The 13,472-nt window shown below is 72.4% G+C and carries 11 protein-coding genes; 5 read left to right on the top strand and 6 right to left on the bottom strand.

Annotated features, from left to right (window positions below):
• Nucleotides 1-4: 4 nt before the first annotated feature.
• The 5 genes from ACF07N_RS34895 to ACF07N_RS34875 form a co-directional block, all read right to left on the bottom strand.
• The gene (locus tag ACF07N_RS34895) at nucleotides 5-1,567 is read right to left on the bottom strand and encodes an APC family permease (RefSeq protein WP_392120757.1); all 1,563 of its coding nucleotides are present in this window, start codon (nucleotides 1,565-1,567) and stop codon (nucleotides 5-7) included.
• A 10-nt stretch (nucleotides 1,568-1,577) separates the two neighbouring features.
• Nucleotides 1,578-2,750 (bottom strand): aromatic ring-hydroxylating dioxygenase subunit alpha, encoded by a 1,173-nt coding sequence (locus ACF07N_RS34890; RefSeq protein WP_392120755.1) that lies wholly within the window; start codon nucleotides 2,748-2,750, stop codon nucleotides 1,578-1,580.
• A gap of 13 nt (nucleotides 2,751-2,763) precedes the next feature.
• On the bottom strand, nucleotides 2,764-5,214 hold the full coding sequence (locus tag ACF07N_RS34885) for an FAD-dependent oxidoreductase (RefSeq protein ID WP_392120753.1): 2,451 nt from the start codon (nucleotides 5,212-5,214) through the stop codon (nucleotides 2,764-2,766).
• 111 nt (nucleotides 5,215-5,325) lie between these two features.
• On the bottom strand, nucleotides 5,326-5,943 hold the full coding sequence (locus ACF07N_RS34880; RefSeq protein ID WP_392120751.1) for an MBL fold metallo-hydrolase: 618 nt from the start codon (nucleotides 5,941-5,943) through the stop codon (nucleotides 5,326-5,328).
• Between the two features lie 341 nt (nucleotides 5,944-6,284).
• A complete protein-coding gene (locus ACF07N_RS34875) occupies nucleotides 6,285-7,115 on the bottom strand; it encodes an IclR family transcriptional regulator (protein WP_392120749.1) in 831 nt (276 codons plus the stop codon).
• Nucleotides 7,116-7,421: 306 nt separating this feature from the next.
• Between ACF07N_RS34875 and ACF07N_RS34870 the strand changes: the two genes are divergently transcribed.
• Nucleotides 7,422-7,745, top strand: a complete 324-nt coding sequence (locus ACF07N_RS34870; protein WP_383334839.1) for a bifunctional 3-phenylpropionate/cinnamic acid dioxygenase ferredoxin subunit — start codon at nucleotides 7,422-7,424, stop codon at nucleotides 7,743-7,745.
• Nucleotides 7,746-7,898: 153 nt separating this feature from the next.
• Here ACF07N_RS34870 and ACF07N_RS34865 read toward each other — a convergent pair whose 3' ends face one another.
• On the bottom strand, nucleotides 7,899-8,510 hold the full coding sequence (locus tag ACF07N_RS34865; protein WP_392120747.1) for a hypothetical protein: 612 nt from the start codon (nucleotides 8,508-8,510) through the stop codon (nucleotides 7,899-7,901).
• Nucleotides 8,511-8,931: 421 nt separating this feature from the next.
• On the opposite strand from ACF07N_RS34865, the gene ACF07N_RS34860 reads away from it, so the two are divergent.
• From ACF07N_RS34860 to ACF07N_RS34845, 4 genes are all read left to right on the top strand, one after another.
• On the top strand, nucleotides 8,932-11,925 hold the full coding sequence (locus ACF07N_RS34860) for a nitrate- and nitrite sensing domain-containing protein (RefSeq protein WP_392120745.1): 2,994 nt from the start codon (nucleotides 8,932-8,934) through the stop codon (nucleotides 11,923-11,925).
• Entirely contained in the window at nucleotides 11,922-12,356 is a 435-nt protein-coding gene (locus tag ACF07N_RS34855) for a roadblock/LC7 domain-containing protein (RefSeq protein WP_383334833.1), read from the top strand. Before ACF07N_RS34860 ends, ACF07N_RS34855 begins: the two co-directional genes overlap by 4 nt.
• 9 nt (nucleotides 12,357-12,365) lie before the next feature.
• Nucleotides 12,366-12,761 (top strand): DUF742 domain-containing protein, encoded by a 396-nt coding sequence (locus ACF07N_RS34850; RefSeq protein WP_383334831.1) that lies wholly within the window; start codon nucleotides 12,366-12,368, stop codon nucleotides 12,759-12,761.
• A 91-nt stretch (nucleotides 12,762-12,852) separates the two neighbouring features.
• On the top strand, nucleotides 12,853-13,458 hold the full coding sequence (locus ACF07N_RS34845; RefSeq protein WP_383334830.1) for an ATP/GTP-binding protein: 606 nt from the start codon (nucleotides 12,853-12,855) through the stop codon (nucleotides 13,456-13,458).
• Nucleotides 13,459-13,472: the final 14 nt, after the last annotated feature.

The raw sequence follows: 13,472 nt of genomic DNA, 5'->3' as shown, positions 1-13,472 counted from the left end.
ATCCTCAGTCGGCCGCCGGCGTGGCGAGGGGAGCGGCGGCCGGGAGCTGCGAGCGGTGCTCGGCGAGCACCCCGGTGCGGTGCCGCTGGACGTACCAGTAGTAGGCGAAGCCGCCGCCCGCGATGACCGCGACGAACAGCACCGCGCCCCAGCGCAGGTACCAGTGGTAGGGCTCCGTGGCGTTGTAGACCGCGGCCCGCGGCCAGATCAGGTTGAGCGTCATGGCACCGCCCCACAGCACGGCCAGGATGTTGACCGGCAGTCCCCAGCGGCCCAGCGAGAAGCGGCCCTCGCCCGCCGGCTGCCACCGGCCCCGCAGCCGCGCGATCAGCAGCGGCACCGTGACGCCCAGATAGGCGAGGTAGATCATGACGATGCCGATGCTGGTGACGACGGTGAAGATCTGCGGCTGACGGATGTTGACCACCAGGATCGCCAGCGCCAGCACCCCGATGATCACGGTCGGCAGGACCGGGGTCCGGAACCGCGGATGGCACCTGGCGAGCTTCGCGGACGCCGGCAGGTTGTTGTCGCGGGCCATCGCGAACGCCAGCCGGACCGCCGCCGTGTGCACCGCCAGCGCGCACACCGTCACCGCGATCAGCACGCACCACAGCATCGCCTTGCCGGCCGTCGGGCCGAGCACGTCCAGCACGATGTACTGCAGACCGTCCGTGGAGAGCTTCTCGCCGTTCAGGGTGGACACGCTCATCAACGCGAGCAACAGGATCAGCCCGCCCAGGACGAACGACGCGACGATGGCCCGGATGATCGCCCGGGGCGCGTTCCGCGTCGGGTTCAGCGATTCCTCGCCGAGCGAGGCGGCGGTGTCGAAGCCGTACATGACGTACGCCGAGGCCAGCGAGGCCACCAGGAAGGCGCCCAGGTACCCGTTGCCGTAGCCCGCGCCGGTGCCGTGCGTCTCCATGACGACCTGCGGGCCGCGCGTGATGTGGACGGCGAACAGGACGATCAGGACGACGGTGGCGATCAACTCGATGAACACGCCCGCCGTGTTGATCCGGGCCATCAGCCTGACGCCGAAGGCGTTCACGAGGGTCGTGAACAGGATCAGGACCGCGGCCAGGACGACCGCGTTGGTCGCCACGTCGTACGTGCCGGTGCCGTCCCCCACGAACTGGAAGAACGACGAGATCTGCGGCAGCGTCAACTGGTAGGCCAGCGCCACGGCCGCTATGGACACGATCGAGGCGATCAGCATCATCCAGCCGGCGAGCCAGCCGAGGTGCGGATTGCCGGTCTTCTTCGACCAGTTGTAGACGGAACCGGCCACGGGGTAGCGCGCGGCGAGCTCCGCGAAGCACAGCGCGACCGTGAACTGGCCGGCGAAGACCATGGGCCACGACCACCAGTAGGCGGGTCCGCCGCTGCCGTAGCCGAAGTAGAACAGCTGGAACGTCCCGGTCAGGATGGAGATGTAGCTGATGCCGGCGGCGAAGGTGTGGAAGGTGCCGAGGGTGCGCTTCAGCTCGGGTCTGTAGCCGAACGCGGCGAGTTCGGCGTCGTCGTCGCCGTGGGTGCCGGTGGACTGTGCGGCTTTTCTCATGGGCGGTTCCTCAACGGGTGTTCCCTGGGGCCGGTGGGGCCGGATGGACGGGTCCGTCGTGCTCGCCCCCCAGCCGTTCGAGGAGCCACGCGTGGAAGGTCCCGATGTGGTGCTCGCTGGGGACCAGCACACCGCCCTCGCGGTACGCGCGGGAAGACATCGCGGGCTGCGTTCTTTCACAGGCGGCGAAGTCCTGGGCGTTCACCCGGTGAAAGAGCTCCACGGACTTCGACACGTCCGCGCCCGACTCCACCACCTCCGGCGCGTACAGCCAGTCGCACTCGACGACCGTGCGGTCCTCGGCGAGCGGGAACATGCGGTGCAGGATGACGTGGTCGGGGACGAGATTGACGAACACCGTCGGCTTGACCGTGATGGCGTAGTAGCGGCGGTCCTGCTCGGCACTGACCGCGGGGAGCTTCCCGAAGCCCTCGCTGCCGTCGACGGTGAAGCCCTCGACCGCCTCCCCGAACCCGGCGCCGTGCCCCACGTAGTACTGGGCGGCGTAGCCGCCGGCGAACTCGGGGATTACTTCGGTCAGTTCGGGGTGGATCGTCGCGCAGTGGTAGCACTCCATGAAGTTCTCGACGATCAGTTTCCAGTTCGCCTTCACGTCATAGGTGATGCGTTTGCCGAGCGCGAGGTTGTCCGTGCCGTAGTGCTCGATCGCGGCGGCGTCGCCGAGCCGTTCGACGGCCGCGTGCACCACCGTGTCCTCGAAGGAGGGCGGTTCGTCCGCCAGGCACACCCAGGCGTAGCCGAGCCACTCGCGCAGAGCCACCTTGATCAACCCGTACGCGACCCGGTCGACGTCCGGCATCCTGATCAAGTTGGGCGCGGCGATCAACGTGCCGTCGAGGTCGTACGTCCACGCGTGGTACGGGCATTGCAGCGTGCGGCGGATCTCGCCCGCCTCTTCCGTGCACAGCCGGGCCCCGCGATGCCGGCAGACGTTGAGGAAGGCGCGCAGATCCCCCCTGCGGGTCCGGGTGATGATGACGCTCTCACGGCCGACCCGGACGGTACGGAAGGCGCCCGGCCGGTCCAGGTCGGAGCTGCGGACCGCGCAGAACCACAGTGACTCGAAGACGTGCTCCTGCTCCCGCCGGAAGACGTCCGGGTCGGTGTAGCAGCGGCCGGGAAGGGTGGCGATCAGGCTCGGGGTGCGCGGGGTCGTCGTCACGGGGGAACGCCTCCTACCGGCGAATGCGGGACATCTTCGGGTCGAACAGCGGCTCGTCGGCGACCGTGGCCGGGACCTTCTCGCCGAAGTACTCGATGTGCACGCCCGTGCCGGCCGTGAGCCCGGCGGGCAGCCAGGCGTAGGCGACGCAGCGGCCGAGGGTGTAGCCGTACGACGCGCTGGTGACGTATCCGGAGGGTGCCCCGCCGGCGTACACGGGCTCCTTGCCGAGGACGACGGCGGCCGGGTCGTCGAGGAGGAGCGGCGTGAGGCGGCGGGAGGGCTCCTGGCGGCCGCGCAGCGCGTCCTGCCCGACGAAGCCCTCCTTGTCCATGCGCACGGCGAAACCGACGCCCGCCTCGAACGGGTCGTCTTCGCCGGTCATGTCGATGCCCCAGGCCCGGTAGCCCTTCTCCAGGCGCAGCGAGTTGAACGCCGAGCGGCCCGCCGCGACCACGCCGAGCTCCCTTCCGGCCTCCCACAGCGTGTCCCACAGCCGGAGCCCCAGGTCGGCCGTGGTGTACAGCTCCCAGCCCAGCTCACCGACGTAGCTCAGCCGCAGCGCGGTCACCGGGACGTGCCCGACGTAGGTCTCCCTGGCCCGGAAGTAGCCGAACGCCTCGTGCGAGAAGTCGTCCGGGGTGAGCGGCTGGACGAGGTCGCGGGCGAGCGGGCCCCAGACCCCGACGCAGCAGGTGCCGGAGGTGATGTCCCGGACCACCACGTCGCCGGGTGCGTGACGCAGGAGCCGGTCGTGGTCGGCGGGGGAGTTGGCACCGACCTGGAAGCGGTCCGGGGCGAGACGGGCCACGGTGAGGTCGGACCGGATGCCGCCGGCCTCGTCGAGCAGCAGGGTGTAGGTGACAGCGCCGGGCTTCTTGCGCAGGTTGTTGCTGCTCATGCGGTCGAGGAAGGCGAGGGCTCCGGGACCGGAGACCTCCAGGCGGCGCAGGGGCGTCATGTCGTAGAGGGCGACGCCCTCGCGGGTCGCCCGCGCCTCGGCCGCCGCGACCGGGGACCAGTGGCGGGCCGACCAGGCGTCGCGTTCGGGGAGCGGGCCGAGGGCGTCCACCAGCGGGGCGTTCGCCTCGTACCAGTGCGGGCGTTCCCAGCCCCCGCCCTCCAGGAAGTACGCGCCGAGCTGCTGCTGCCGGGCGTAGAAGGGGCTGACCCGCAGCGGACGCGGCTGTTCCATCGGCTGCAGGGGATGGATGACGTCGTACACCTCGACGAACTGCCGCGCCCCGCGCTCCAGGACGTACGACGGTGACCGCTGCGCCTCCTCGAACCGTGTCAGGTCGCACTCGTGCAGGTCGAGCGAGGGCCGCCCGTCCACCATCCACTCGGCGACCGCCCGGGCGACGCCCGCGGAGTGCGTGACCCAGACCGCCTCGGCCAGCCAGAAGCCGCGCAGGTGCCGCGACTCGCCGAGCACCGGCATGCCGTCCGGGGTGAAGGAGAAGACGCCGTTGAAACCGGCCTCGACGCCGGCGTGCCGCAGGGCGGGCATCAGGCGCCGGCAGTCCTCCCAGCTCGGGGCCCAGTCCCGCGCCGTGAACGGGTACGAGGAGGGCATGTCCATGTCCCGGGCGCGCGCCTCGTCGTACGGCGGGACCGCGAACGGGTCGACGGGCAGGGGCCGGTGGGCGTAGGAGCCGATGCCGAGGCGGTCGGTGTGCTCGCGGAAGTACAGGTCCCGGTCCTGGAAGCGCAGGATGGGCTTCGAGGCCTCCGCGGTGGCGCCGCTCAGCTCCGGCAGCGGCCCGGTCCTGGCGTACTGGTGGGCCAGCGGCTGCAACGGCACGTCCACCCCGGCCATGCGGCCGATCACCGGGCCCCAGAAGCCGGCCGCCGAGACGACGTGGTCGGCCGGGAAGGTGCCCCGGTCGGTGGCGACGGCGGTCACCAGGCCGCCTCGCCGTTCGATGCCGGTGACGGTGTGCCGCTCCAGGAACCGGGCGCCCCGCGCGGTGGCCCGCATCATCTGGGCACGGGCCGCGAGCAGGGCCCGGGCCAGGCCGTCGTCGGGGGTGTGGAAGCCGCCGAGGACCACCGACTCGTCGATCAGCGGCCACAGTTCCTTGCAGCGTGCGGCGGTGACGACCTCGCCGCGCACCCCCCAGGAGGCGGCGTACCCGGCCCTGCGGTGCAGCTCGGCGAGACGCTCGGGCGTGGTGGCCAGCTCCAGGCCGCCCACCTGCTGGAAGCAGGGGACGCCGTCGACGTCGAGGGAGCCGAACTTCTCCACCGTGTAGCGGGCGAAGGCGGTCAGGGTCCTGGACGGGCTGGTCTGGAAGACGAGACCGGGCGCGTGCGAGGTGGAGCCGCCGGGGGCGGGCAGGGGTCCCTGTTCGAGGACGGTGACGTCGGTCCAGCCGCGGGCGGTCAGCTCGTCGGCGAGGGAACAGCCGACGATACCGGCGCCGACGACGACCACGCGGGGGTTGACGGGTGTGCTGGACATGCCCCTCCTTGCCGGGACGGGGGAAGGCTTGGGGGAGTGGGGCGTGCGGGGGAGGTGCGTGGGTCCGGTGCTGTGGAGGCCCGGGTGCCGGTACGGGCCGGCGGCGGAGGTTCAGGGAGCCGGGACGTTGCGCCGCTCGGCGGCGATCGTGGTGTCCGGGCCGTGCCCGGCGTGGACGGCGGTGGCGCCGGGCAGGGGAAGCAGCCGGCCGCGCAGGGACGCCTCGATGGCCGGGCGGTCCGAGCAGGAGCGGCCGGTGGGGCCGGGGCCGCCGTGGAGAAGGGTGTCACCGGTGAACACGGCGTCGAGGAAGGGAGCGTGGAGGGAGCAACTGCCCCAGGTGTGGCCCGGGGTGTGGAGGACCCGGACGTGTATGCCGGCGACCGTCAGGATCCGGCCGTCCACGAGGTCGCCGTCGGGTGTGCGGGCGGGGTGCGTGCGGGACCACAGCTCGTGGTCGTCGGGGTGGAGCAGGACGGGCGCGCCCGTCAGGACGGACAGCCGGGGTGCCGCGTCGACGTGGTCGTCGTGCGCGTGCGTGCAGGCGATCGCGGTGACCCGGCGCCCGGCTACGGCCCGGTGGATCGCCCGGGCGTCGTGCGCGGCGTCGACGATCAGCACCTCCTCGTCGTCGCCGACGAGCCAGACGTTGGTGGCGACGCCGAACGTCTCCCCGTCCGGGCCGGACGTGCCGGAGGTGACGACGCGCTGCACGCGCACCGCGCTCACCGGACGACCACCGGGCGCGGCACCCCACTCCGGCGCGTCGTCGCGACCGCCTCCTCCACCTCGACCGGTGCGCCCTGCTCGACAGTGTCTACGGCACGGACCTCGTGAGGCACGACCAAGCTCCTCTGCTTGTTGCGCAGCGCACGATGGGTTGCGCGATGAGGAACATAGTGGGAATGCCGTCCGGCGGCCGTCAAGACGCCCGGCCCCGATTCACGTCGACGTGGGGAAAACGGCTGGGAACCCACGAAGTCCGCCCGCACACAACGGCGCGGGACCCAGGACGCACACCTGGTCCCGCGCCGTGCGCCCACGCCGGGGCCACCCGCCCGGCCGCGTCGTCAGAAGCCGTACCCCATACGGCGGGACAGCTCGGCCGCCGCCGCCTCGGTCCGCTTGGCGACGTCCGGGAGCCGCTCCGGGCTCAGCCGGTAGACCGGCCCCGAGACGCTGAGCGAGGCGATCACCGTGCCGTCGTGCGCCCGGACCGGGGACGCCACGGCCGCCAGCCCGATCTCCAGCTCCTCGACCGTGATCGCGTATCCCTGCTCCACCACGGTGTCCAACTCGCCGCGCAGCAGGGACGCGACGGTGACGGTGCGCTCCGTGAAGCGGTGCAGCGGGCGTGCCAGCAGGCCCTCGCGCAGGGTGGCGGGGAGGTGGGCGAGCAGCACCTTCCCGCTGGACGTGGCGTGCAGCGGCGTGCGGCGCCCCAGCCAGTTCTGCGCCGTGACCGAGGCGGTGCCCCTGGCCTGCATGATGTTGACCGCCGCGTCGTCGTCCAGGACCGCGATGTTGACCGTCTCGCCCAGTTCGTCGGCCAGTTCCCGGCAGACCGGGACGCCCTCCTGTGAGACGTCCAGCCGCACCGCCGCCGCCCCCGCGAGGCGCAGGACGCCGGCGCCCAGGTAGTACTTGCCGCGGTCCTTCGCCTGGGCCACCAGGCCACGGTTTTCCAGGACGCCGAGCAGGCGGAACGCCGTGGACTTGTGCACGTCCAGCTCGTCGGCGATCTCGGTGACGCCCGCCTCGCCGTGCCGGGCGAGGATCTCCAGCACGCTCACGGCGCGGTCCACGGACTGGACGGCGCTCGCCGCGCCTCTGCCGACCGGCTTCGCCGCGCCGTCCGTCGCCTGTTCCTCGCGGGAGGAATGCCTCTGCGCGCGGGCCATGGCCAACTCTCACCACCTGTGGGCCCCTCTTCGGGCCGCATCTGAGGGAAACCCTTGACGCGACGGATGCCCCGCCCGGATTCTGTTGCGCACAGCGCTCGCTCGTGCGCCATGTGAAACATCATGTTACCGAAGCGTCCGGATCCCGGAAGGGGACGAGCGCCCAGCCCGGTGTCGCCTCCGACGGCCGGGCCGGACGACCTGCACCGACGCCCTTCCGTGTCCGGAGCCGCCCCGTCCGGCACTTCACCCATTGTCTGCAGTCTGGCCGAACGGTCCGGCCCGTCCGGACCGAGAGGGGGGCCCGTGATTCCCGTCTGCCGCCTCGAAGACCTCCCCAAGGGCGAGTCCGTCCGCGTCGAGACGACACCGCCCGTCGCCGTGTTCCACACCGACGACGGTGATCTCCACGCCATCGACGACACCTGCACCCACCAGGACGCCTCCCTCTCCGAGGGCTGGCTGGAGGGCTGCCTGGTCGAATGCCCGCTGCACGCCGCCTCGTTCGACCTGCGCACCGGCCTGCCCACCTGCCTCCCGGCCCGCCGCCCCGTCCGCACCCACCGCGTCACCGTCGACGACGGCGTGATCCACGTCCACCTCGCGGCCGAGGAGGGATCCGCCGCGTGAGCGGGGAAGCGGGAGCAGTGGGGTGAGCGGGGGAGCAGGGGCCGACCGCGTGAGCGGACGAGGGGACGACCGGGTCCGGCGACGGCCGGGACCAGGAACGCGCGCCGATCCCACCCCCGGTCTCCGCCGCCGGACAGTGGACGAGCGTGCGGTCTACGAGTGGGACAACTGCCCGGCCCCGCTCCGCCGGCGTATCCGCGCCTGACCCCGTGCCGCGGCCCGCTCCTGACGCCGGGCCCGGCGCCGCTCACGCCGCAGCGCCCGAGCCGTGCTGCTCGGCTCGGACACCACGCCGTGGCGCTGGTTCCAGACCTGGCGGGTCACCCACACGTCGAGGGCCCCCCACGTCGCCGCGATCGTGCTGACCACGCTGCTGATCACCATCGGGAACGCCAGCCAGGAACCCGCCATCGTGCACAGGAAGGCCACCATCGCCTGGATCAGCGTCACCGCGATGAGAAGCACCGCCCGCACGGCCGCCGTACGGACCGGATCCGGCAGCCGGCGGCGCCGCGCCGGCTCCTCGACCCAGAGGGGCCGGTAGTACTGCTGCTCACTGCCGCCCCGGTCCACGGGCCGGACCCGGCCCACCGCCCCAGCCGGCCGAGCCGGCTCCGCCGGCCGGACCCCGTCCGCCGTTCGTGCTCCGTCCGCCGAGGGAACCCGGTCCGTCGGATCGCCGCGATCGGCCGCCTCGGATATCCGATGCCCCGTCACCCGCGCCCCGCCGACCCTGGACGCTTCGCGCCGCTCCGCCGTGCCCATCACCGTGTCACTCCCCACCGCCAGCAGACCGCTCGCTCGTTTCCGAAGACCCGTGCTCCCCAGTGGCTGCCCGGCTTGCGCTGTTTTACGCCGCCCGGGTGCAGGATGCGGCTCCTGTTGCCGATTCCGCCCCCGTTTCCCGTAGTGAAGGACGAACGACCCGTCACGAAGATTCCCGGGAACCGAAAAAATTCGGCCAACCGCCTTGGCCGGCCCCGACGGCGGCCCCGCGCCGCCACCACCGGTTTCGGGGAGACAACTCCCGCAATGCCGGGACAACTCGGCGTGCCTCGCCGCTGGCGCGGAAGGTCGGCCTCTGGCCCGGTCTTCGAGTTCGCTGTGCGTCGGTAGTAGGCTCGCGCCGTTTGTTGACGCACATGTGTACCCCCGGTAGCCCCGGGGGCCCGAGCTGGGGGAGGCCATGCGCTTTCGCGGGAAGTCCATCCGCCGGAAGATCGTGGCGCTGCTTCTCGTGCCGCTGGTGTCCCTCACCGCGATCTGGTCCTTCGCCACCGTGCTCACGGGGCGTGAGGCGGCCGACCTGTTCGACGTGTCGACCGTCGTCGAGAAGATCGGCTACCCCGTCGAGGACACCGTCCGCGTCCTCCAGGAGGAACGCCGCCAGACGCTGGTCCACCTCGCCGACCCCCGCGCCTCCGACGGGCTCGCCGCGCTCCGGCGCAGCCGCACCGCCACCGACGAGGCCGTGGGCGGGATCCGCCGCAACGCCGGGGACCCGGACGTCCGCGAGGCGATGGGCGAGGCCGGCGACGAGCGGCTGACCGCGGTCCTGGACGCCTTCGAGGGCATCGAGTCACTGCGCCGCAGTGTCGAGGACGGCACCGTCGACCGCTCCCAGGCCCTCGATCTCTACAACCGGCTCGTCGACCCCTGTTACGTGCTCCTCGCCGACCTGCACGTGGTCGACAACGTCGAACTCGACAAGCAGTACCGCGCGCTGGTCAACCTGGCCCGCGCCCGCGAACTGCTCTCCCGTGAGGACGCCCTCCTCGGCTCCGCCCTCGTCGTCGGCCGGATCACCCGCTCCGAGGAGCGCGACATCTCCGCCCTCGTGGCCCAGCGCACGTTGATGTACGACGTCAACCTGCACCTGCTGCCCGTCGCCGAGCGCGACCGCTACCAGACCTTCTGGAAGAACGCCTCCTCCGCGCCCCTGCGCGTGGCCGAGGAAGCGGCCCTGGACTCGGGAGCCGGGACGCCGCGCGGCGTCACCGCCAAGAGCTGGGACAGCGCCGCCGGCAACGTGCTCGACGAGCTCGGCACCCTCAACGACCAGGCCAACGACCGCTACCAGGACCGCGTCCACCCGGTGGCCGTGGGCGTCATCACCAAGGTCGTCATCGCCGGCGCCCTCGGCCTGATCGCCCTGCTGCTCTCCCTGTTCCTGTCCGTGCGTGTCGGCCGCACCCTCATCCGCGACCTGAGGCAGCTGCGCCTGGAGGCCCACGAGGCGTCCGGGGTCCGGCTGCCGAGCGTGATGCGCCGCCTCTCCGCGGGCGAACAGGTCGACGTCGAGACCGAGGTGCCACGTCTCGAGTACGACAAGAACGAGATGGGCGAGGTCGGCCAGGCCCTCAACACGCTGCAGCGCGCGGCCGTCGAGGCCGCCGTCAAGCAGGCCGAACTGCGCGCCGGCGTCTCCGAGGTGTTCGTCAACCTCGCCCGCCGCAGCCAGGTCCTGCTGCACAAGCAGCTCACCCTGCTCGACGCGATGGAGCGCCGCACCGAGGACACCGAGGAACTCGCCGACCTGTTCCGCCTGGACCACCTGACCACCCGCATGCGTCGGCACGCCGAAGGTCTCGTGATCCTCTCCGGTGCCGCGCCCTCCCGGCAGTGGCGCAAGCCCGTCCAGCTCATGGACGTCGTCCGCGCGGCCGTCGCCGAGGTCGAGGACTACGAGCGCATCGAGGTCCGCCGCCTCCCGCGGATCGCCGTCACCGGTCCGGCCGTCGCCGACCTCACGCACCTCGTCGCCGAACTGCTGGAGAACGCCACGGTGTTCTCGCCGCCGCACACCGCCGTCCAGGTCCTGGGCGAGCGCGTGGCCAACGGCTTCACCCTGGAGATCCACGACCGCGGTCTCGGCATGGCGGCCGAGGCGCTGCTCGACGCCAACCTCCGGCTCGCCGAGACGCCGGAGTTCGAGCTGTCCGACACCGACCGGCTCGGCCTGTTCGTCGTCAGCCGGCTCGCCCAGCGGCAGAACGTCCGGGTCTCCCTGCAGCCCTCCCCGTACGGCGGCACCACCGCCGTCGTCTTCATTCCCGACGCCCTGCTGACGGACGACGTGCCCGACACGAACGGCGTCGGCTTCCGGCTCGACCGGCCCCAGCTCACGGCGCACGAGGGCGCGCCGCAGGACGGCCGCCGTGCCGCCCTGTCCAAGGCGTCCGGATCGCGCTCCGGCCTGCCGGCCTCCCTGCTGGACGGGCCGGTGGAGCTGGAAGGTCCCGTCGACCTGGACGCCCTGGACGACTTCCCGGACGCCGTCGAGGGTGACGACGGCGAGCACGGCGGCCTCTTCCGCCCCCGCCACTCCCTCACCCGCGCCCCGGAGGAGACGGCCGGCCGCCGCTCCGACGCGTCTCAGCCGACCGGAGACGTCCGCGGCGCACGGGAGGGCACCGAGGCCGGGGGCGAGCTGAACGCTCCGGTCCCGCTGCCCCGCCGCCGCACCCCCAAGCTGGTCAGCTCGCACGGCCGCCCGGTCACCGAGCAGCGTTCCCGGCGGGGCAAGGCCGACGAGGAGGTCCCGGACGCCCGCAAGAGCGCATCGGGGCCCGCGGTCTCTCCCGCCGCCTCGCTCCCGTCGCGTCGCCGTGGTGAGGAACCCGCCGGCGGACGGCCCGGCGAACGGCCCGGACCGGAAGCCGCGTCCCCGCTCCCCGCGCGGCGCCGCACCGACGGCGCCCCGGCGGGCGGCCCGCGTCCCGAGCCGCAGCCGGACACGCCCCCGCCCCTCCCGTCCCGCCGCCGCGGAACGGAACCCGCGGCCCGGGAAACGGATCCCGTGGCCCGGGGAACGGACCCCGCGGGCAGGGAATCCGACACCGGGAGCCGGGGACCGAACACCGCCGGCGAGGGCACGGACCCTCGCTCCACCCCCGCACGGCCGGGCCGCGGCGCCGCCCGCCCGGGCGACGACGACTCCGGCACCGCGCCGCTGCCCCGGCGCGTCAGGCAGGCCAACCTGGCCCCGCAGCTGAAGCGCGGACCCGATCCGCGCACCGACGACCGGACGGATCCCGCCGAACGGGACGCCGACGAAGTACGCAGCCGTATGGCTTCGCTCCAGCGCGGCTGGCAGCGCGGCCGTAGGGAGAACGCCGCGGGCGACGCAGCGCCCGGCGGCACAGCACCACAAGGAACGACAGAGGGGGACGGTCGATGACCGCACCGAAGGCGACCGGCCACACCGCGAACGGCAAGGGGGAGCTGAACTGGCTCCTCGACGACCTGGTGGACCGCGTCGCGAGCATCCGCAAGGCGCTCGTGCTCTCGAGCGACGGCTTGCCGACGGGCGTGTCACGGGACCTGACCCGGGAGGACAGCGAGCACCTGGCCGCCGTCGCCTCGGGCTTCCACAGCCTCGCCAAGGGCGTGGGGCGCCACTTCGAGGCCGGCAACGTCCGCCAGACGGTCGTCGAACTCGACGACGCCTTCCTGTTCGTGACCGCCGCCGGCGACGGCAGCTGCCTCGCCGTCCTCTCCGACGCCGACTCGGACGTCGGCCAGGTCGCCTACGAGATGACGCTCCTCGTCAAGCGGGTCGGTGTGCATCTGGGCGCCGCTCCGCGCACCGATCTGCCCGCGGGCGGGTAGTGGGATGACATGAGCGCTGACGGTCAGGGAAGAAGCCACTGGTTCGACGACGAGGCCGGACCGGTCGTCCGTCCGTACGCCATGACGCGCGGCCGCACCAGCAGTCAGGGCCAGCACCGCCTGGACCTGATCGCGGTCGTGGTCGCGGAACCGCACGCGGACGACCCGGAAGCGGACCACATGCTCTCCCCGGAGCACGTGGACATCGTCGAACTGTGCCGTGAGGACCCGCAGTCGGTCGCCGAACTCGCAGCCGAACTCGACCTGCCCATCGGGGTCGTTCGGGTCCTCGTCGGCGACCTCGTGGACGCGGAGTTCGTCCGCGTCAACCGGCCCGTGCCTCCTGCCGAGTTGCCGGACGAGAGTATTCTGCGCGACGTGATCAACGGCCTGCGGGCCCTGTGAGGAGCGCCAAGGATCGCGACCCCGGTGGCGGAGGCTACGGTCCGCCGTCGCACGACCCCCATCAAGCAGGATCAAGCAGGAGAAGAGACCGATGATCTTCGGGCGTTCTGAGCGCGGCAAGCCTCCGGTCGAGCCCGTCACGCTCAAGATCCTGGTGGCCGGCGGCTTCGGCGTGGGCAAGACCACGCTCGTCGGCGCGGTCAGCGAGATCAGGCCGCTGCGCACCGAGGAACTGCTCACCGAGGCCGGACGCCCGGTCGACGATCTCAGCGGTGTCGAAGGCAAGCACACCACGACCGTGGCCATGGACTTCGGCCGCATCACCCTGCGCGAGGACCTCGTGCTGTACCTCTTCGGCACCCCCGGGCAGGAACGGTTCTGGTTCATGTGGGACGAGCTGTCCGAAGGAGCGCTCGGGGCGGTCGTCCTCGCCGACACCCGCCGCCTGGAGGACTGCTTCGCCGCCGTCGACTACTTCGAACGGCGCTCGATACCCTTCCTCGTCGGCGTCAACTGCTTCGAGGGCGCCCCCCGTTACCCCGTCGAGGATGTCCGCCGGGCCCTCGACCTCGACGCCGGGGTGCCGCTGCTGATGTGCGACGCCCGCGACCGCGAATCCGTCAAGGAGGCGCTCATCGGCGTCGTCGAGCACGCGATGGCCTTCGCGGCCGGCCGCCGCGAGACGGTGGCCAACTGACGCCGCGGGAACGC

Source organism: Streptomyces sp. NPDC015242 (assembly GCF_043079125.1).
In the GTDB taxonomy this organism is placed as follows: domain Bacteria; phylum Actinomycetota; class Actinomycetes; order Streptomycetales; family Streptomycetaceae; genus Streptomyces.
Note: the sequence above shows the minus strand (reverse complement) of the source record. Positions and strands in the feature narration are given on the sequence as shown.